At 37.4% G+C, this 19260-nt stretch carries 17 protein-coding genes; 4 read left to right on the top strand and 13 right to left on the bottom strand.

Features of this window, described 5'->3' with window-relative positions; all coding sequences use genetic code 11:
• The first annotated feature begins 298 nt into the window (after nucleotides 1-298).
• Together ACN5J7_RS14890 and trhA are read left to right on the top strand one after the other, a co-directional pair.
• Entirely contained in the window at nucleotides 299-979 is a 681-nt protein-coding gene (locus ACN5J7_RS14890; RefSeq protein ID WP_418604516.1) for a DUF4294 domain-containing protein, read from the top strand.
• Between the two features lie 3 nt (nucleotides 980-982).
• Entirely contained in the window at nucleotides 983-1609 is a 627-nt protein-coding gene (trhA, locus tag ACN5J7_RS14885) for a PAQR family membrane homeostasis protein TrhA (RefSeq protein WP_418604515.1), read from the top strand.
• 105 nt (nucleotides 1610-1714) lie between these two features.
• Here trhA and ACN5J7_RS14880 read toward each other — a convergent pair whose 3' ends face one another.
• The 3 genes from ACN5J7_RS14880 to ACN5J7_RS14870 form a co-directional block, all read right to left on the bottom strand.
• A complete protein-coding gene (locus ACN5J7_RS14880; RefSeq protein ID WP_418604514.1) occupies nucleotides 1715-2473 on the bottom strand; it encodes a T9SS type A sorting domain-containing protein in 759 nt (252 codons plus the stop codon).
• Nucleotides 2470-3888 (bottom strand): DUF1501 domain-containing protein, encoded by a 1419-nt coding sequence (locus ACN5J7_RS14875; RefSeq protein ID WP_418604513.1) that lies wholly within the window; start codon nucleotides 3886-3888, stop codon nucleotides 2470-2472. The genes ACN5J7_RS14880 and ACN5J7_RS14875 overlap by 4 nt, the downstream gene beginning before the upstream one ends.
• A gap of 167 nt (nucleotides 3889-4055) precedes the next feature.
• Nucleotides 4056-5699 carry a DUF1800 domain-containing protein gene (locus ACN5J7_RS14870; RefSeq protein WP_418604512.1) on the bottom strand — a complete coding sequence of 548 codons (1644 nt, stop codon included), beginning with the start codon at nucleotides 5697-5699 and terminating at the stop codon, nucleotides 4056-4058.
• A gap of 182 nt (nucleotides 5700-5881) precedes the next feature.
• Here ACN5J7_RS14870 and ACN5J7_RS14865 point away from each other — a divergent pair, with 182 nt between their 5' ends.
• On the top strand, nucleotides 5882-6376 hold the full coding sequence (locus ACN5J7_RS14865; protein WP_418604511.1) for a GNAT family N-acetyltransferase: 495 nt from the start codon (nucleotides 5882-5884) through the stop codon (nucleotides 6374-6376).
• Between the two features lie 102 nt (nucleotides 6377-6478).
• On the opposite strand, the gene ACN5J7_RS14860 is transcribed toward ACN5J7_RS14865, so the two are convergent.
• The 3 genes from ACN5J7_RS14860 to ACN5J7_RS14850 form a co-directional block, all read right to left on the bottom strand.
• Nucleotides 6479-6907, bottom strand: a complete 429-nt coding sequence (locus ACN5J7_RS14860; protein WP_311938769.1) for a DUF4268 domain-containing protein — start codon at nucleotides 6905-6907, stop codon at nucleotides 6479-6481.
• Between the two features lie 132 nt (nucleotides 6908-7039).
• On the bottom strand, nucleotides 7040-7714 hold the full coding sequence (locus ACN5J7_RS14855; protein WP_311938767.1) for a ZIP family metal transporter: 675 nt from the start codon (nucleotides 7712-7714) through the stop codon (nucleotides 7040-7042).
• An 80-nt stretch (nucleotides 7715-7794) separates the two neighbouring features.
• Nucleotides 7795-8526 carry a class I SAM-dependent methyltransferase gene (locus tag ACN5J7_RS14850; protein ID WP_418604510.1) on the bottom strand — a complete coding sequence of 244 codons (732 nt, stop codon included), beginning with the start codon at nucleotides 8524-8526 and terminating at the stop codon, nucleotides 7795-7797.
• Between the two features lie 232 nt (nucleotides 8527-8758).
• Here ACN5J7_RS14850 and ACN5J7_RS14845 point away from each other — a divergent pair, with 232 nt between their 5' ends.
• Complete coding sequence (locus ACN5J7_RS14845) at nucleotides 8759-9916, top strand: THUMP domain-containing class I SAM-dependent RNA methyltransferase (RefSeq protein ID WP_418604509.1); 1158 nt, start codon at nucleotides 8759-8761, stop codon at nucleotides 9914-9916.
• Between the two features lie 381 nt (nucleotides 9917-10297).
• Here the strand turns inward: ACN5J7_RS14845 and ACN5J7_RS14840 are convergent, their stop codons facing one another.
• From ACN5J7_RS14840 to rlmD, 7 genes are all read right to left on the bottom strand, one after another.
• Complete coding sequence (locus ACN5J7_RS14840) at nucleotides 10298-11248, bottom strand: serine hydrolase (RefSeq protein ID WP_418604508.1); 951 nt, start codon at nucleotides 11246-11248, stop codon at nucleotides 10298-10300.
• Nucleotides 11249-11502: 254 nt separating this feature from the next.
• A complete protein-coding gene (locus tag ACN5J7_RS14835; protein ID WP_311938758.1) occupies nucleotides 11503-13647 on the bottom strand; it encodes a hypothetical protein in 2145 nt (714 codons plus the stop codon).
• 465 nt (nucleotides 13648-14112) lie between these two features.
• The gene (locus ACN5J7_RS14830; protein ID WP_418604507.1) at nucleotides 14113-15132 is read right to left on the bottom strand and encodes a hypothetical protein; all 1020 of its coding nucleotides are present in this window, start codon (nucleotides 15130-15132) and stop codon (nucleotides 14113-14115) included.
• Between the two features lie 312 nt (nucleotides 15133-15444).
• Entirely contained in the window at nucleotides 15445-16293 is an 849-nt protein-coding gene (locus ACN5J7_RS14825) for a glycerophosphodiester phosphodiesterase (RefSeq protein ID WP_418604506.1), read from the bottom strand.
• 19 nt (nucleotides 16294-16312) lie between these two features.
• Nucleotides 16313-17041, bottom strand: coding sequence for a DUF6048 family protein (locus ACN5J7_RS14820; protein WP_418604505.1), 729 nt, complete (start codon nucleotides 17039-17041; stop codon nucleotides 16313-16315).
• Nucleotides 17007-17552, bottom strand: coding sequence for a DUF6452 family protein (locus ACN5J7_RS14815; RefSeq protein ID WP_418604504.1), 546 nt, complete (start codon nucleotides 17550-17552; stop codon nucleotides 17007-17009). The genes ACN5J7_RS14820 and ACN5J7_RS14815 overlap by 35 nt, the downstream gene beginning before the upstream one ends.
• Nucleotides 17553-17583: 31 nt before the next feature.
• Nucleotides 17584-18999 (bottom strand): 23S rRNA (uracil(1939)-C(5))-methyltransferase RlmD, encoded by a 1416-nt coding sequence (rlmD, locus tag ACN5J7_RS14810; protein WP_418604503.1) that lies wholly within the window; start codon nucleotides 18997-18999, stop codon nucleotides 17584-17586.
• Nucleotides 19000-19260: the final 261 nt, after the last annotated feature.

Genomic DNA, 19260 nt, shown 5'->3' with positions numbered 1-19260 from the left:
CGAATTATCTATAATCCACTTTGATTTAACAAACGCCGGTTGTCCGTATTTTTAGCGTAAAAACAATCGAATTGTAAGTTTAAAGGTGAAGCTCAACTATTGCTTCACAACAATCATATATAATTAATATTAACTATATATCTATTATGTCTGCACTAAGATAGCAAATCTTTGATTTCTGTAAAGGAATTCATATTTTTTTTCGCACAAAACCCAATGTTTTCATATTTTATAACTTAGGTGTCTAGTTTTAAGAAATTCAGTATTTTTGGCATAATAAATGTCCCATGTTTTACAGATGAATTTTTTAAAATACATATGCGTACTTTTTCCGTTATTGGCCATGGCTCAAATCGGTGATATCGAGCCAGATTCTACGGACGTAAAGTACATTATTATTGAGGGCGATTCCATACCGCGGACAGCGATTGACTTAGACGAGGTGATGCTGTTGCACGAGCTTAAATTTGATGGTAAAGAAGATCGTATACGCTATTTGATTTTACGCCGGAAAACCATAAAAGTGTATCCGTATGCAAAAATGGCCGCCGAACGTTTGGATTCCATGAATAAACGATTGGCAAGTATTGAAAAGAAACGCCATAAAAGAAAATATGCAAAGCGTGTTCAAAAATATATTGAGGGCGAGTTTTCGGATGAATTAAAAAAATTAACGCGTACCGAAGGCCAGATTTTGGTAAAATTGATTCACAGGCAAACCGGTGAAACGGCCTTTAATTTGGTTAAGGAATTGCGCAACGGTTGGCGCGCCTTTTGGTACAACACCACGGCGAGTATGTTCGATATTTCCTTAAAGCGGGAGTTCGATCCGCTTAACGTAAAGGAAGATTATTTAATTGAAGATATTTTACAACGCAATTTTCAAAGCGGTCGTTTAGAGCGGCAAAAATCGGCCACCAAATACGATTTTTTCGATTTGACCAATAAATGGCTAAAACCAACTACAAACAACCAATAATTTATGCGTACACAAAGCCCCTTTGAGGAAAATTTAAACAGCATCACGCACGGTATTGGTGCTTTATTTGGTATTGCGGCATTGGTGTTGCTTATTGTTTTTAATACCGAAAAAACAAATTGGAGCTTATTTAGCGTTATTGTCTACGGCATTTCCATTATCGTGTTGTTTATGGCCTCAACCTTTTATCATGCGGTAAAAGGGGAGAAGCGCAAGCATTATTTTAGGATTGTAGACCACATAAGTATTTACATTTTAATAGCCGGAACCTACACACCGGTGTGTTTAATAGCCCTTGAAGGAAGTTTGGGCTGGCCACTATTTTGGGCAGTTTGGATTATTGCCGCTTTTGGGGTGATTTTAAAACTGTTTTTTACAGGGCGTTTTGAGGTGTTTTCCACACTTTTGTATTTGGTAATGGGTTGGCTTATTGTTTTTGACTTTACCAATCTATCCAAAGCTATGGGTACCGATGGCATTTTGTTTCTTTTTGCCGGCGGTTTATCGTATACGGTGGGCATTGTTTTTTATGCCATTCAAAAGATACCGTTCAATCATGTTATTTGGCATTTGTATGTTCTGGCTGGGGCCATTTGTCATTTTTTTATGATTTTCTTTTATGTGATATAAGGCTTGGAATTCTTATGAAAGAAAGATAAAACATCTATTATAATGTCCATTTTTATAAAGAATGGAATTTATAAGTTATTAATTGATAGCTTAAGAATCAATTACCTAATATTCCTTCTTAATCAATTTAAATGAACGCTCTTTTTCGTTTTGCGTGATTTTCAAAATATAGATTCCTATTGAAAGTGTATTCCCGTGCAACGGCAGCTCGTAAGTATCGTTGCCTTCGGACATGTTAAACGTATTGCTGATAATGGTTCTTCCTAAAATATCGTATAGAGCATATTTTACCGGCGCGTTTTCATCTAAGGAAACCATTCTTAAAGTCACGTTATTTATAAACGGATTTGGATATGCCATCGCGTTAAAAACATCGGCTTCTTCAACCACTAAAAACGGATCGGTTATCGACATTTTCAACTCGCTAAAGCCGTAACAGTCGCCACCAAAATTTGAGGTTGGCGTAATTAAAACAAAGCGTGCTTTAGTGGCGTTAAAATCGGGTCCTTCGGCGCCTTCGTAAGTCGATATTCCCGAAGCTTGCTCTAAGTTGAACGCTCCTAAGTTGGTCCACGTAACACCATCTAAAGAATAATCGACAATAAATTCATTGATGCCGTAATTCAGGTTTTTGGGTTCGTTGGCATTCCAAAGTTTTGTTTCGTTCAACACATAGTTATATCCCAAATCGTACATAATCCAATGGGTTTCGCCGTAAGATGCAATGGGGTTTGGAGATTTTTCGCAAGATACCCAGCCATCAAACCAATTGGTACTATGGCGATCTGGGTAACATTGGGCGCTAATAAATGGAGTGCTCAAAAACGAAAGAATCAATATGTATAAATGGCTTTTTTTCATCATGTCATATTCATAAAACCTATTGGCGGAACACCGGAATTTGTGTCGTAAAAATTTGAAATGTTCGGGAGAATGATACTTAATTCAGATGCGGGCACACCAAACCAAAGTGCCAATTCTGCCATATATAAATCGGCTGCCGTTGTTGGAATCATCACGCCATCTTGAAAATCGACATCGCTATTCAAAGCCAAAACCGGATATTCGCCGTATAGCTCTTTTCCGTTTACGGCGCCACCCATCATAAAAGCATTGCCACCCCAAGCGTGGTCGGTGCCATTTCCGTTTGATGTTAGGGTTCGTGCAAAATCCGAAACGCTAAATGTTGTAACGCAATCGTTCGTGTTTAACTCGGTCATTAAATCGTTAAAATATTTTAAGGCCTCATTCACCTGCGCCAATTTACCAGCTTGATTTATGAGGAGTTCATCGTGATGATCCCAACCACCAAGTTGCACAAAAAATGTTTGTCTGGAAAACCCTAAAGTATCTCTGGACGCAATGGTTTTTGCAACCATTCTTAATTGTTTTGCCAAATTATTGTATTCCGGAAGCGGCGTACTAAAATCCAAAACGCCATCAATGGCCGATTGAAATTCCAAATTCGCTTCGTTTGAAGATTTGATGGTGTTTTTATAGGTATTCTTGAAAATATCTTGATAATCCCTTTCCAACATCGAGTTTAAAGCTTCGGTACGCAGGCTGTTAAACAGGTTGGTGCCACCATAACCATTAATGCCAACGCTACCTTGATTGCCAATAGCGTATGGGATAATTTGGTCTCCGCGCTGAAAAATGTTACTTCCCCTTAACGAAATATTCATGGAGATATTCTGGTTGGAATTCATGGACTGTACCAAGTCTGCTATTTTTCCGCCCCAACCAATATTGGTTCTTTCGTGTGGTCTTCCCGTTTGCCATTGCTGTATTTGGTCGGCGTGCGAAAATAAACCAAGCGGTGTTTTAACCCCATTGTTTTGTATATCGGTTTTGGTTGAAGGCTCTATAAGCGTGCCCACATTGGAAAGAAAAGCCAAATTTCCGCTTTCAAATAATTGTTGCATATCGGGCATTGATGGATGCACTCCAAAAACCCTTCCGTCAGAAGTATTGGGGTTTATCTGTAAAATATCGTTTTGCGGAATGGCCAAATTGGAGCGTGTGGTGGCATATTCGTTATATTCATTAGTGCCTTTTGGCATCAGCATGTTAAAAGAATCGTTACCGCCACCAAGCATTAAACACACCAAAGCTTTGTAATCACCGCCCAAATTAGTGATTAGTGACGAATTATCCATAGCCGAGGCAGCCATGGCCTTAAGGTTGATTAAAGATGAAAACAGCGTGGTGTAACCAAGTGCAGCACAGGAATCGCCAAGGAATTTTCGTCTGGATATATTATGTTTTTCTTTGCTCATTGGTTTTATTTAAGAATCGCATAGTCTGGACTTATCAATATAAGATAGAGGGCCATTTTTACTCTATAAAAAGTATAATCAAAATCGCCACCCAAATCTGTAATGCCATCAACAGCTTCAGTTATAACGCGTTTGGTTTCATCGGATAATTGCCCATGTGTGAATAATTAATCCAATTGACTAACCAAAACCTCGCTGTCTTTTGCAAAATATTTAAGCGCTTCAAAATCTAACGGTGTGTCTTCAATATCTAAATCCCAAGTGTTTAAAACGGAATAATACTGCGGATACGTCCATAAATCAACTTCATTTATATAAGAAATACTTGTTGCGGAATTGTGGATTTCAAATTCTGGGCCAACAAGATTTGCAGTCGTAAATTTGGCATTGGGCACATATTCCGGCAAATAAAAATTAAATACGTGCGGTGCCGCTAAAGGGGATTGACCAGTGGCTTGATAAAAATTATAACCCACATTCCAATTTAATCCGCTTTTATTATCCAAATCAATTTGTCTGGTGATGTTAAAATACCGCACCATGGGTTCAATTAATTTCCCGCTTGACGGATTGTCTATCCAACTGCAACTTCTGGCTTCTTCATCCAATAAAATGGCTTTTATTACAGCTTTCATATCGCCTCTAACGCCTTTGGTATTGTTAAAGGCCGCACTAACTCGGGATATATAAGCAGGCGATGGATTGGATTTTACCATTTGCTGAATGAGGCGTATAGCTATAAACGGCGCGGTGTTTTGATGGTTGAACAGATTGTCTATTGCATCTTCCACATCTTGCATTCCCGATTGCCCGTTTGGGATAACATAGCCATTCAATAATTTTTTTTCTCCGGGCTGATGCCATTCATCATACATCACCATGGGGACATCTTTTTTCGCTAAGTATTGATTCACCCCAAATCGTGGTACAACGCCCCAAGGGTTTTCGTTAACCGCTGCGGCGCCAAGACCGGTAAATACTTTGGCAAATTCTTTTATATCGTCGTTATCGTAAGTGGGCACCCTGTTGCCTTCGCCATCCAAAACATAGCTTCCGTCTTGGTTGAGCTCGTACAAACCAATGGAAAATAATTGCATAACTTCCCTGGCAAAATTTTCGTCTGGATGTATGTTTTGGTCGGGGAAACTTCTGGGGTTGTTATAATGGCTTAAGTAAATGCCCATCATGGGGTGCAAAGTCATATCTTTTAAAAGGTCTCTAAAATTCCCGAAGGCATTATCTTTTAAAACATCGTAAAAATCGCCTAAACCAACCCCATAATCACCAAGACTTGAGTTTCTTGAAATCACCATAATTTCGCTTAAGGCCAGCGCAACTTTTTGGCGAAGTAAATCCTCATTACCTATATTGCTTTGCCACCAAGCGTATTGAAAATGCAACCAATACGGACCAAAATAATCCTCTTCATTACCGCCATTGGCCACAAAAATTGAAAGGGCCTCATCGTAAATGGTTTGGGTAAGTTCGCCCGTGGATGGCGAGTTAAAATCGAATTGTGCATCAATCCAATCTTCAAAAGAGTTTTCTGCAACGGTTTTTATGTAGTTTAAGTCTGTGCCAAAAGTGGCCTGCGCTAAAAACCGCGACGTTTCCAATAAACGCGCATCCAGCCCCGTACCATTAATAGTGTTTTCTGCGCTGGCGGTCTCGTTCCAACTTGTTCTGTTTTGCTGATTGCTGGAAGTTACCGTAATGCCATTGCTGTGTCCGGCACCCAAATAATCTCTGTATTCCTGCGAAAACATGCAAATAGGAAAGCTTAAAAATAAGGCGAGTATTAGTTTTTTCATAAGGCAATTTATAGCGTTGCTTAATAAAAAAGGAAACTGGATTTGGCAACTAAGCTATCAAATATAACTAAAAATCAGATGAATAGCTGTATTTTTCGATGAACTACAATTTAGATTTTTCAAGAATCTGCTTTTATTCATTAATTATTATTTTATTTGAATAACGATTTTTACGATGTAATATGATACACATTACTGAAGCCAACCAAACATCCGATTATATTTTATTGGAAAACTTAGCCGATACCATTTGGCGCGAACACTACATTCCCATTGTTGGTAAACCGCAGATTGATTATATGCTCGAAAAGTTTCAATCGGCCAAAGCCATAAAAAATCAAATTGTAAACGAAGGCTTTGAATATTTTATCATGCATTTTGATGAAAAACCAGCGGGTTACCTAGCCATTAAAAAGGAAAAGGAGCATTTGTTTTTAAGCAAGATTTATGTATTGCGTTCCCATAGACGAAAAAAAATAGGAAAAGCGGCCATGTTAAAAGCTGAAGAAAAAGCCAAGGCATATCATTTAAAAGCCATTAGACTTGGGGTAAATATTAACAATACAAACTCCATTAAAGCTTATGAAAAATTGGGATTTAAAAAAGTAAGCACCTTTGTAACCGATATTGGCAACGGCTTTGTAATGGACGATTTTATTATGGAGAAAAGGGTTTAAATTGTAACCGTCAATACGAAGAGCGGAGCGGATTGGTAATCTTTTAAATTGAAAATTAGAACTGTATTTAAACAGATTGCTTCACTATGTTCGCAATGTCGATTAATGATCAATTACCTCCTTGTATTCCTCAAAAAAAGCTTCAAACAAAGTCATTTTTTCATTGAAGAATTCCATCACATCGCGCCATGAGTTTTTATTATGAATCGATACTTTTTGATTTAAGGGCACATAAATTCTTGAGATTTCTTTATGGTTTTCTAAATAGTATTCTTCATCAAAAATAGCATCCGGCAAATATTCATCCAACAAAATCGATTTTAAAGCCAATAGTTTTTCCCAGTATTTAATACGGTATTCCAAATCGTCTTCAACATCCAAAGCCACCAAAGCGGACTTGGTGTCAAAATGAAATTTAAACGAGACCCCTTTCAGTTTGGTGTTGTATAAAATCCATTTCCGTGGAAACGATTTTCCAAAACTCGTCCAGAATTCTTGTCGTAATAATCGCGATTCTTCTTTTGAAAACATTGAAAATATTATTTTTTTCTATTCCCTTTTAGAAGGGAATCTGTTTTTCTGTCATTCCTGCGAAGGCAGGAATCCACTTTATCATAATTTAGTTTCAATTGATGAGATTCCTGCCTTCGCAGGAATGACAAATTAAATCAAATAAGCCACAGCTATACCCAAAATAATGGCAATAAATTTCGATAAATTAAACTTATGGCCTTCGCCACTTTCAAACAAAATAGTGGTTGAAATATGAAAAAATATACCAATTACCATGGCATTGATAATGTGCGCGTAATCTGTAATGGCTTCCCAAGTACTCGAAATATACGTCCCCAACGGGGTCATAATCGCAAAAACCACTAAAAACGCCGTGATTTGCAATTTGCTAAAATTAGACTGAAACAAAAACATACTTATTAAAGCAGCAATGGGGATTTTGTGCACCAAAACGCCATAAAGCATATCGTTGTGATCGTGAATTGGAAAACCTTCCAAAAAACTATGAATACATAAACTGATAAACAATAACCACGGAAAATCGGTTTCGTCTTTATGGATGTGCACATGCCCGTGTTCGGCACCTTTCGAGAAGAGCTCCAAAACAATTTGCAGCACGATTCCGCACATAATGTACAATCCGGTAAGCTTGCCGCTTAAATGGTGGTAAACTTCCGGGAGCAGTTCAAAAAGGGTTATTGCCAATAAAAAAGCGCCACTAAAAGAGAGTAGGAGCTTGGTGTTCCATGTTTTTTTATACTTGCTCAAACTTGCTATGAGTACGCCCAAAACAACAGCTAATACAGGAAATAAAAATTTATTCATTCAAAAAATAATATTCAATGTGATAAAATCAATCAATAATTACGCGCAACAGTGATACTAATTAAATGTCGATTATCGACCTATTTAAAAATCATGACTAAGCGTTCCGATGTTTTGGCATTAAATTTATGCAATTTATAATCGCCAAAAACATCCAATAAATGCACATCGGCAGCTTCAAACATGGTTTCAAAATCGGCTAAAGTAAAGGCCTTAACGCGCTCTTGGAATTTGTAGTCTTCGCCATCGGCCGTAAACAAAATATCTTTTATAATGTAACCCTTATCCACATAACGCTTTAAATTAAAGGTAATGCCATCAACCGTTTTCACCTCTTCGGGCACTAAATTATCAATAACAAATTCGCTGTTCATAAAATCAATCACGCCAAAACCAAAGTCGTTCAAATTGGCTTTAATGGCCTTAATCGTGCTCAGGTTGTCCTCATCTTTTTCAAAATACCCAAAACTGGTAAACAAATTAAAAACCGCGTCAAACTGTTTGTGGTAAGGTTGGCACATGTTGTGCACCTCAAAACGGAGGCTGTTGTTTTCAAATTTTTTGGCAAAATCAATGCTGTTTGCGCTCAAATCAACACCCGTAACATCGTATCCCATTTTGTTTAAATATCGGGCATGACGGCCTTTGCCGCAAGCCAAATCCAAAATGGTACCATGCTCGGGAATATTCAAATAATTGGTAAGCGTATCCATAAATGCACGCGCCTCGGTATCGTCTCTATCTTTATATAAAATGTGGTAAAAAGGCGTGTCAAACCACGATTTAAACCATTTTGTAGTATTGTTGTTCATATTATTTTTATGGGGTTACCGCGCTAAGGCGCGGTCAGGCTTTCCGCTATATCTTTTTAATGCACCATTGCGAAAACGAAGGACATGGCAATCTGCCAAATTTCTGTCCGCAACAAAATCATTACAAGTCCGCATTAAAAAGGATGCCGCATCAATCCTTAACCCATTATCTGCAATTGCTAGTTAATTTGTGCAAAATTACGTTATTTTTGCAATCTATTCGACGTAAAAAATGGAAGAAAATTTTAACATGGTGGCCAAAACCTTATTTGGTTTTGAAGAATTACTGGCAAACGAACTCACGCAACTCGGTGCGCAACACGTAAAAAAAGGCGTGCGGAACGTCGCTTTTTCAGGCGATAAAGGCTTTATGTACAAAGCAAATTTAGCATTACGTACGGCCGTTAAAATTTTAAAACCCATCCATTCGTTTACCGTAAATAGCGAAAAAGATTTATACGATAAAATCTACGCCATGGATTGGTCGCCATACCTTAAGCCAACAGGCACATTGGCGGTTGATGCTACCATACATTCCGATTTGTTTTCGCATTCGCTTTACATCGCGCAAAAAACAAAAGATGCGATTGTCGATAAGTTTAGGGATACCGACGGACAGCGGCCAAACGTCGATTTAAAGTTCCCCGACCTAAAAATAAACGTGCATATCGATAGGCGCCAATGTACCATTTCGTTGGATTCTTCGGGCGAATCGCTGCACAAACGTGGCTATAAAACCGCCACCAATATTGCGCCCATAAACGAGGTGTTGGCAGCCGGATTAATCATGTTGTCCGGTTGGGACGGACAGTCCGATTTTATGGATCCCATGTGCGGTTCGGGCACCATGCTTATTGAAGCGGCGATGATAGCCTGCAACATACCACCAAACCTCATGCGCAAAGAATTTGCCTTTGAGCGTTGGCAAGATTGGGATGTTGAATTGTTTGAAAAAATTGAAGAATCCTTATTGGGTAAAACCCGCGATTTCCACCATAAAATTATAGGTTACGATAAAGCACCAAGTGCCGTAGCCAAAGCCAAGGAAAACGTAAAAAATGCCCAATTGGAGGATTTTATTGAAGTTAAGCACGAAGACTTCTTTAAAACCCAAAAAGGTGGCGACCAAAAACTGCACATGGTATTTAACCCACCCTATGGCGAGCGTTTAAACTTGGATATGGAATCTTTTTACGCCAACATTGGCGATACCCTAAAACAAAACTACCCCGGCACCGATGCTTGGTTTATTACCTCAAACCTCGATGCCCTTAAACATGTGGGCTTGCGACCTTCGCGGAAAATACATTTATACAACGCCAAGCTCGAAGCGCGTTTGGTTAAATATGTGATGTACGAAGGCAGTAAAAAAGGGAAGTATATGAAGTAGCTGTCATTGCGAGGGAGGAACGACTGTGGCAATCTGTTTAATGTAAATAATAATTTTTATCTATTATGTTGTCATTCCGAACGCTTGTGAGGAATCTCATTATCTTTTTTCGAGTGACTTTATGAGATTTCTCCTAGTGCCGAAATGACAGCACCGTAAAAAACTCAAAGCGTTTGGTTAAATATGTAATTTACGAAGGCAGTAAAAAAGAGGAATTTATAAAGTAGAATTCTAAGAGTTACGCTTATCGGTCTCGGCTATGAGTAGTTGCGTGGTTTAGTACTTAACTTTGCAAGTACGCACGAAACTGAAAATCCTCGAGGATTTTCAGAAGTAGGCGAGGACAAGCAATTACTTATAGCCATTGTTGTGCGTTCGTTTTTATTCTCTTGTGTCTATTCCGTCCTTGCCCCAATATTCATAAAAAAGTTTACCAATTTCTGCTGAAAATTCAAATCCTGCATTCGTCGAATTAAGCGGTTTTGAATCATCCACATCGGTACATTTTAGTCCAATAACATATTCATTTTTGGATGTTTTGATATAAGCGACATCTCCTCGATAACCAGGTGTATATCCCGCTTTACCATATAACTCAATTCCTGCATAAATTGGTTTGTATTTTTCGAATGCTTGCATAGTTGTCACTTCTTCAACAAATGGACTCCAAGGCAAGTGACGAGCCAATCCATTATCCTCATAATGTTTTAGCATAATGCTTTTGCATAAATCAGCTGCTTTTTTCGAATAGCCATATTTTTCTGGTCGAGCTAAAATCTGAGCTGCATTTGCTAATGACTTTGCCGAAGTTGAAATCCATTCTCCTTTAAAAACCTCTCCTTTCACTTCGGCATCATTAATGCCAACTTTTTTCAAAAATTTGTCAACCGCTTCTATTCCTCCGACTTCTCTTAATAATATATTGGTTGCAACATTATCGGAAATAGACATCATCAGGTATGCAACAAATGATAGTGAAACTTGATTTCCAGCTATTTCAAAACGCAACACACCTGAACCATAAACTTTGTCTTTTTCTGATAGTGTTATTAGGCTCGTTGGGTCTAAAGTGCCATTAATAACTTGTTCGGCATACGTAAGTAAGATGTAAAGTTTTGCTTCACTTGCTGCATTATGAACACTACTTGCTTCAATATCTATTACTTGTCCAGTTTTGAGATTTTCAGCGTATAAATGAGCATTGCCATCGAAGTTTTCAATCAATTCATTTAATCGACTTTCAAGGCCATAATCCTCTTTAACTTTAGCATTACAAGATACAAGTAGTATAAATAAAGCAAGTATTGATATTCTAAATGGATTGATTTTCATTAATGATAGTTATTCTGTTGGTTAGTTTTGTCAAATGACGCACAATGGTTTTTGGATATCAATCCGTTTCAATGATTTATATCCACCGATAAGCGAAGTTATATTTTTTTTATCAGAAAATCAATACGTACTTCTACGTAGTTTTAGTATTAAAGGTTATTTGAAAGAATGTATGCGGAAGTCATCTTTTAAATTAAAACCTGTTCGTTTTAAATTAATTAATAAACAGATTGACATGTCGCTTTAATACGGACCTAATAATTATCATCGCTGTGTAAAACGAATGTTTTAATTACTTTGCCATCTTTTAATTCATTTAGAACCCAAGTATCTTTGTTTTTGCCTGCTTTTAAGGTCCAGTTTTTTTTAGGGTTAACCAATAATTTTTTTACACGTATTGGAAATGCATTGGCGCTACGGGCGTCTTCCCACGTTCGAATGGCTTTAAAAATAGCATCTTTTTCTGGACAGCTTTCCACATCTTTCTGATTTAAAATGAGACTGTACGTGGTTCCCATCCCAACTGAAATAGCTTGTATATGCTCGTATTGTTCAACGGTTGACTGTGCATTGATAGCAAAATTACCTCCCATACCAACTGGGAAATAGTTGGCAAATGTTACATCACGAAGGTCCTTACCTTGGCTCGTGGTGCTGCCCCATTCTCTGGTGTTAACATCGTACAGGTTTTTACCACTACCAACATTCCAAATACTTTGATAATGCCACGAACCTTCTGATAGGGTAGCTCCAGTAAAGCGAATAGGAGGTATGCCAAGTGCTTCTGCCTTTTCAAACATTTTACGAAAAAAACGTTTTGCCGAGTAATACCCATGCCCATTGTTAAACAAAAATTCCTGTCCGTCGAAATCGTAATAGCCTAAACCATTAATAAAAGAAACATCGGCATAATATTCGGCTATTTTATCCTGAAGTTCCATATTGGGTATCAGGCCATCATATCCATAGTTTAAGGTAACCTGCAACTTGTAAATAGTATCGTTCTTTTGATGGTTTGCGGGTGTGGTATTCCAATACCCGCGTTTTACATTTAAAAGGCGGTAGGGTTCATTATTTGAAACACCCAGATAATGAATTAATTCTTTACCGATTTTTATCATATTCAGGTTTTTTGCATGTCCTTCCCAACTAGCAATCTCTTCCATATACTTAGGGTCGTTTACAAAAATGAGTGTATCACTAGGGTTTATACTTTTCGTTAATAAACGTTTTTGCTGATAACACAAGCTGTCACTTGGAATGGGGCTAGCATCTTTGGTTTTTGGTGCCAATGCATTTGTAATTGGTGTTCTCCCAATGGTTATTCCGTATGCCGCTGCCACTTCGGAAAATGCTTTATGCGATAGGTTGCCACTTGTTAGTTTTATTGGTTTATTTTCAAAATTTTTACCATCAATATAACCTTCATTACCACGGTCGGGCAATATAAAACCCTGGTCGTACAAACTGATGGCTTTAAAACCTAGTTGTGAAGTATAAGTAATTATACTATCGTATAAATTACCACTGGTAAGTGCATCCGGAACAAAAGCTGTTGGATCTTTTACCCACTTTCCATTAATGGTTGGATACGGCAAGTTTTCTTTTAATACAATGTCTTGAATCACATCCATCAACGCCGTACTATCGGCACTTCCCCATAAAGCAATAGAAGACCCAATATAATCGACTCCCGGCAATGGCTGAACTTCCAAATGATTAGGCGTATTGGCTGCCATATTTGGTATTAGTGAATAATATACTTCTCTTTCAAATGTTCTGTCTCTGGAGTGGTAATTAATTGAAATTCTTCCTTTGTCATCAACGTGTGCTGAGTTGCCATACATAATTCTGTAATACGGCTCTTTGTGTGCATAAAAGGCAACATCACTAATTCCATTCCCTCCCAGAGTAAAAATTTGTCCTTCGTGTAATGAATCTGGTAGCGGGTAAAGTTCCGCATCGGGAGAATGGATGATGTACTGAAAAGGTGCGGCGTCGGCTATGGTTTCAGAAGTACCGCCTAATGTGTTGTCGTCGAGGGCAAGCATTCCAACTGCATAATTGACCACCTTGCTAGTATCTCTTGCAACACCTATAATTTCTCCAATCAGGTTTGTAATATTTGTGTGGTATGGTCCCCATTGAATACCATCAACTCCATGGCGTGGTGTAAGTGACTGGAGTGTGAATTTGAAATATTTTTCTTGAGGTGTCAGTTTGATTTGAGCAACTGAACCATTGGTGTAGCTTAGTGTGATAGATTGTTCTATGCTGTTAAATTTTGCCTTTATAGGTTTATAATATATTTTCTTTTTACCATCGTAAAGTTGCATTAATGGGGATGGTTTATCAAGAGGGCTAAATTCTCTATAGGGTTCTTTTGTGGTGTTTTTCATGCTTTTTATAAAGCCCTTATTATCAATATGTATTTGAAAATAGTTCGTGCTAAATTTGGTCTTTTTGTCGTTTGAGCAGTTGTAAAGCAAGATTGCAAGCATTAGTAATATTAAATTACTCCAGGAATTTTTAAAAATTAACATGTACGTTTTTTTAGTTTGTCGTAACAATTAGGATATGAATCCGTTATTAGAGATTTATATCCACTCATAAGCGAAGTTAGATTTTTTTATCAGAAAATCAATGTGAACTTCTGCGTAGTTTTAACAATAAAGGTTATTAGGAAGGAAGTATTGAAGTAATTTTTAAAATTTAACCTTTACAGTTTTTTAGGGATTAAAAAAACGAATAACAAATTGCCACGTCGTTTGCTTCTCGCAATGACGTAACTTTGACTGTGTTCATTATGAACTAATTGAATGGAATAAGATAATACTACTATTAAAGCATTTCAAAAACCAAAATCAGTTTTGATAATTCCCAACGGCATACCGCGCCACAATTTTACGGTCTGCTGTTCTGCAGGCATTGGGGAAATCGAAAAAATAAAGGCACTCCGGTAAACCGTCGGTAAATGTTATTCTAACCGAGCCATTGTTGCGTCCGCTAAAACCTTGGTACACGTATTTGGTTCGTATTTCGATAAGTTTGCCTTGGTTGTCTTTTATTTCGGAAACGTCAGATATGCTTCCGCGTTGGTAGCGGTTCATGGCCCATGTTTTGGAGTGTTCGAACACCAAATCTTCGGCTAGTTTTGTTAAATTTTGGTTTTTAGAAGACACCACAGCTTTTGCTTTTCCGCTTATAGGAATGGGTTGTTTACCCAATGCAAACAGACGTAAATTGTCTTGAAAACGCATTAAACCCTCACTTTTGCAACCGTTCATTTTAAGCAGCGCTTTCATATCGGCATCGGCAGCCTGCGAATTGTTTAAAACGCTCGATGCGATTCCAATGGGGTTGTCCTGTTTCATCATTTTATACATATTCCGGAATGCATCTCCAGCTTGTAAATTATCAAGAATTACTTTGGTATTAAACATTTCGGGTGCCGCGTATAAACCTGTGCCAACATCAATCCACTCTATACAAGTTCTGCTAATTTCCCAACCATAACCATCTGTAGTTACCCGTTCTTTAACGCATTCCGGTCGGGTTAATTCAATTTTGTTAGCCGGCAAACTGGAGGTGCAATGTTTGGCGTAAGTGGTTACATAGGCGTTAAAAAGCAATATAAAGGTGGTTTCGTCTCTATCAAAAGGAATATCGATAAAATTGCCTTCAAAAATGTTGGTTAATACGGTTTCAAAATGAAGGCCCTTAGCATTAAATGTAATATTATCTGGTTTGTTGTTTGAAGGTGAATCTGAATAGCGATTGTTTTTAGGACTTGCGGAAGTTAACAGCAACGACAGGGTAAATAACACCATTAATTTGAAGGTAAAAAGGGCTTTTGATTGATACGGATTCGTTTTCATATTCATTGTAATGTTGGATTAATCACTTTTTTTTGAAATTTTTAGGCATTCCAAACTTGTGAAGCGTGTGTTAAAGCACAGTATTTCACTAATATATGCTATATGAAAAAAGGGAGTAATCTAAAGTACAACAACTTTATGAATGGTGCAAATATTTGTCAATTCGGGTGAATTTCACTCATCTTTACATGAGAAAACAGGATCGATAATCAATTTTATTTTCACCTTTTGAAAACCTCTTATCTATCCAATTTTCTTCTATTGGAAAATCGCTCAAACAGGCATGGTTTCAACAAATAAGAAGATAAACCGTTTGTTTTAATTTTTTAGCAGATTAGGGTTGTCTGTAATAATGCCATCAACCCCAAGTGAAATTAATTCCTTGGCGTAACCAGCGTCATTTAAATTCCAAACGTTGACTTCTTTACCTTTGGATTTTAAAAGATTGATGATGTCGCGATTGGCGAAAGCATAATTTATACTGTATGCTTTTATGTACGGCCGTTTATCAATATGAAAAGATTCAAATTGATTTGAAATGATAAATGGCATAAATTTTAATTTGCCAACCAACAATTTATGCAACGCAATATTTGGGTTTAATTGATGCACGCGTTCCAAAACCTTAGAATCGAACGAATGAATTATCACCCAAGATTCAGCTTGGTGTTTCGTTATAATATTTACGATGTTTTTTTCGATATTCGGATAGTAATCATCGCCTTTTTTAATCTCGATAATTAATTGGCATTGGCCATCAATTAATTTAATAATAGCTTCTAAAGTGGGAATTCTTTCATTTGAAAAATCACTCGAAAACCAAGAGCCCGCATCTAATTTTGAAAGCGCTGAAAAGGTGTTTTCTTTTATTAATCCCGTGCCATTGGTTGTTCTATCCAAAGTAGTATCGTGCATTAAAACCACCACCGAATCTTTAGTTTGTTGTACATCAATTTCAATACGATCGGGTTGCTGTTTTAAAGCCGCTTTTACCGACGATATCGTGTTTTCCGGCGCTAATTGTGCCGCACCACGATGGGAGATTATTAAGAAATCATGGGTTGTTTCACTCGAAAAATCTTGAAAGAAAATAGGTGAAATGGATAGGCATACATAAACAACACCAATTACCATAATGCTGCCAATGATTTTTACTAATTTCTTCATTTTAAAAATGAATTAAAAGCTATTTGTCCTTTTTATAAAGCGGAATGCGATACGAAATGGTATAGCTGTAACCCACGCCAATACGACTGCTATCGTAGGTTTTGTTAAATCCGGGAATGTATATATTTTGAAAATTCCCAGGCTCTGTTTCGCTTGCCAAAACCTTAAGCTGCACATTTAAGACCATGTATAAATTGGTGAACAATTCTGCCTTTAAACCCAAAATAAGTTCTGCCCAAATAGCGGTTAAGCCATTAAATTCCTGAGGCGTATCAGATGAAAGTTGCTCGCCCCAATATTGGTTGGTATTATAAACCGTAAAGCTATTTAAAGTATGGCTAAACGAACTGGCACCAACGCGAAACCCAAAGTAAATCATGTTGTCCATATCCAACCAGTTTTGATAGGCGTTGTAATCGATACCGCCTTTAAAATAGCTGCCTTTGGTTGTAATATCTAAATAATCGGTTGCGTTGTTTTTTTCTTCAACACCAATTTCCCCGGCTAAGTAAAGCTTCTTTTTAAGTCGGTAATCGCCAACAATTTCGAAACCGGAATACTCATCGTCAACAGCCGTTCGAATCAATTTGCCAATATCGGCACCAACCCGAAGTCCGTATTTTTGCTTGATTTTTACAGAGTCGTTTACCGTATTGGGAATACTGTCGTTTTGCGCATTTACAGAAACACAAAATAGCAGTAAAAACGCACTACTAATGAAATAAGTTAAAATGTGTCGCTGTTTCATCTTCTACAGATTGTGGGTTATTTACAGGTTGTATTAATTGGATCCAATTGTCGCTATCGGCTTCAACAACAACTTCAACATCTTTAAAAATAGTTTTGTAACCGCAGGCACGCGAAACAAAAACTTCTTCTCTGGTGTAGCTTATGGTTATTATATCTTGGTTGCCATCATAAAAATCATCTGTGGTATCATCAGGCGTGCCGTTATCGTTTATGGTGGCCTCATTTATAAGTACATATTGCGTGGTGTCCTCCGTGGTTTTTAATGGCAGAATAAGGTTGGCGGTTCGGGTAATGGCGTATCCGGGCAACACACTGTTGTTGCCAATACCGGCGACAACCAAATCGAAAACGTTTTTGACATCCTCTTGATTGTCAATATCGAAAGCGTCAATAATTAAACTGGGAGTGGTCGAGGTGCTTTCGGGACAAATATCGTCGCGTTCGCAACTTGCTGTAATTCCAATTACCAATACCATAATTGGTAAAAAAAGATATTTAAAATACTTCATTTTCATTTTATACAAATAAACGAATAAACTTTTAACGTTTTTCCAGCAACACCACATTTTCAACATGGTGCGTTTGCGGAAACATATCAACCGCTTGGGTTTTTACAACTTTATACATAGCATCCATTAACGCCAAGTCCCTGGCCTGTGTGGCACTGTTACAGCTTACATACACTATTTTTTTTGGCGCAATATTTAATATTTGCTGCACCACATCTTTATGCATACCATCGCGTGGCGGATCGGTAATAATAACATCGGGTTGCCCATGCGCTGTGATAAACGCGGTGTTAAAAACCTGTTTCATATCGCCAACAAAGAACTCAACGTTATTAATGTTATTTAATTGTGCATTTTCCTTTGCAGCTGTTATGGCATCGGGCACTGCTTCAACACCAACCACTTTACTCGCTTTTTTTGCGACAAATTGTGCAATGGTGCCTGTGCCTGTGTATAAATCGTAAACGAGTTCGTTGCCTGTTAATCCAGCAAAATCGCGTGTTATTTTATAAAGTTCGTACGCTTGCGCGGAATTGGTTTGATAAAACGATTTGGCATTTATTTTAAAGCGCAAACCTTCCATTTCTTCAAAAATGTGGTCGGTACCTTTATAACAAATTACGTTTTGATCGTAAATGGTATCGTTCGCCTTTCCGTTTATAACATATTGTAATGAGGTTATTTCCGGAAAAGTTTCAGCAATAAAATCCAATAGCAATTCACGTTTTTCTTGATCGTCTTTAAAAAACTGAATCATAACCATAATATCGCCCGTACTGGATGTGCGAATCATCATGGTACGCAACAATCCGGTTTGATTTCTGGTATTGAAAAATTCCAATTCATTTTCAATGGCAAACGCCTTTACCGCATTCCTAATCGCATTTGAAGGATCGGCCTGTAAATGGCATTTTTTAACATCTAAAATCTTATCCCACATTCCGGGAATATGAAAACCTAAAGCATTTCTGTCGCCCAAATCTTTATCCGATTGTACTTCTTCAAAAGTTAACCAACGCGAATCGCTAAACGAAAACTCCATTTTATTTCTGTAGAAATAAGGATTGGCAGAACCCAAAATAGGGGTAACTTCCGGTAACTCAATGTGCCCAATTCGGGTTAAATTATTGGTAACTTCCTTTTGCTTGTAAAACAGTTGGTGTTCGTAAGCCATATCTTGCCATTTGCAACCGCCACAGGTTCCAAAATGCTCGCATACAGGCTCGGTTCTTTTATCGGATAATTTATGAAAAACCGTTGCTTTTCCTTCATAATAAGCTTTTCGCTTTTTAAAGGTTTGCACATCAACCACATCGCCAGGAACGGCATTGGGTAAAAAAATAACTTTCCCGTCGGGTGCTTTGGCAATGGTTTTTCCTTTTGCCCCGGCATCGATTACTTCTACGTTTTCAAAAACTTGTTTTCTCTGTTTTCTTCTTTTTGACATGCTGCAAAAATACTGAACTCATTTATACTTTTTCAATTCAATTTTAAGAAGTTTAAATAAGTTCTAAAATCGCATTAAAAACTTGTCGTTTTATTTCCATTAACTTTAGGCACATGGTAAAATAAGTTGAAAATAAATGAACCTTTTATAAAATTTGCCGTCTTTATAGTATGGTGGTTATAATTATCCGTAAACGAAAAATCAATCAATTTGATATAAACCTTTATAAATGGTAAAATCAGTTTTCATCAGAAAAAAAAG

Origin of the sequence: Hwangdonia sp. (assembly GCF_048381975.1) — a bacterium.
In the GTDB taxonomy this organism is placed as follows: domain Bacteria; phylum Bacteroidota; class Bacteroidia; order Flavobacteriales; family Flavobacteriaceae; genus Hwangdonia; species Hwangdonia seohaensis.
The sequence above is the reverse complement of the archived record's forward strand: the minus strand, read 5'-3'. Positions and strand labels throughout refer to the sequence as shown.

What these genes read in the sequence shown, in the direction of transcription:
- ACN5J7_RS14865 (WP_418604511.1), top strand. Translation starts at nt 5,882, where the DNA reads ATGATACACATTACTGAAGCCAACCAAACATCCGATTATATTTTATTG.
- ACN5J7_RS14850 (WP_418604510.1), bottom strand. Translation starts at nt 8,526, where the DNA reads ATGAACAACAATACTACAAAATGGTTTAAATCGTGGTTTGACACGCCT.
- ACN5J7_RS14835 (WP_311938758.1), bottom strand. Translation starts at nt 13,647, where the DNA reads ATGAAAAACACCACAAAAGAACCCTATAGAGAATTTAGCCCTCTTGAT.
- ACN5J7_RS14855 (WP_311938767.1), bottom strand. Translation starts at nt 7,714, where the DNA reads ATGAATAAATTTTTATTTCCTGTATTAGCTGTTGTTTTGGGCGTACTC.
- ACN5J7_RS14815 (WP_418604504.1), bottom strand. Translation starts at nt 17,552, where the DNA reads ATGAAGTATTTTAAATATCTTTTTTTACCAATTATGGTATTGGTAATT.
- ACN5J7_RS14875 (WP_418604513.1), bottom strand. Translation starts at nt 3,888, where the DNA reads ATGAGCAAAGAAAAACATAATATATCCAGACGAAAATTCCTTGGCGAT.
- ACN5J7_RS14880 (WP_418604514.1), bottom strand. Translation starts at nt 2,473, where the DNA reads ATGATGAAAAAAAGCCATTTATACATATTGATTCTTTCGTTTTTGAGC.
- ACN5J7_RS14840 (WP_418604508.1), bottom strand. Translation starts at nt 11,248, where the DNA reads ATGAAAATCAATCCATTTAGAATATCAATACTTGCTTTATTTATACTA.
- trhA (WP_418604515.1), top strand. Translation starts at nt 983, where the DNA reads ATGCGTACACAAAGCCCCTTTGAGGAAAATTTAAACAGCATCACGCAC.
- ACN5J7_RS14860 (WP_311938769.1), bottom strand. Translation starts at nt 6,907, where the DNA reads ATGTTTTCAAAAGAAGAATCGCGATTATTACGACAAGAATTCTGGACG.
- rlmD (WP_418604503.1), bottom strand. Translation starts at nt 18,999, where the DNA reads ATGTCAAAAAGAAGAAAACAGAGAAAACAAGTTTTTGAAAACGTAGAA.
- ACN5J7_RS14870 (WP_418604512.1), bottom strand. Translation starts at nt 5,699, where the DNA reads ATGAAAAAACTAATACTCGCCTTATTTTTAAGCTTTCCTATTTGCATG.
- ACN5J7_RS14820 (WP_418604505.1), bottom strand. Translation starts at nt 17,041, where the DNA reads ATGAAACAGCGACACATTTTAACTTATTTCATTAGTAGTGCGTTTTTA.
- ACN5J7_RS14830 (WP_418604507.1), bottom strand. Translation starts at nt 15,132, where the DNA reads ATGAATATGAAAACGAATCCGTATCAATCAAAAGCCCTTTTTACCTTC.
- ACN5J7_RS14845 (WP_418604509.1), top strand. Translation starts at nt 8,759, where the DNA reads ATGGAAGAAAATTTTAACATGGTGGCCAAAACCTTATTTGGTTTTGAA.
- ACN5J7_RS14825 (WP_418604506.1), bottom strand. Translation starts at nt 16,293, where the DNA reads ATGAAGAAATTAGTAAAAATCATTGGCAGCATTATGGTAATTGGTGTT.
- ACN5J7_RS14890 (WP_418604516.1), top strand. Translation starts at nt 299, where the DNA reads ATGAATTTTTTAAAATACATATGCGTACTTTTTCCGTTATTGGCCATG.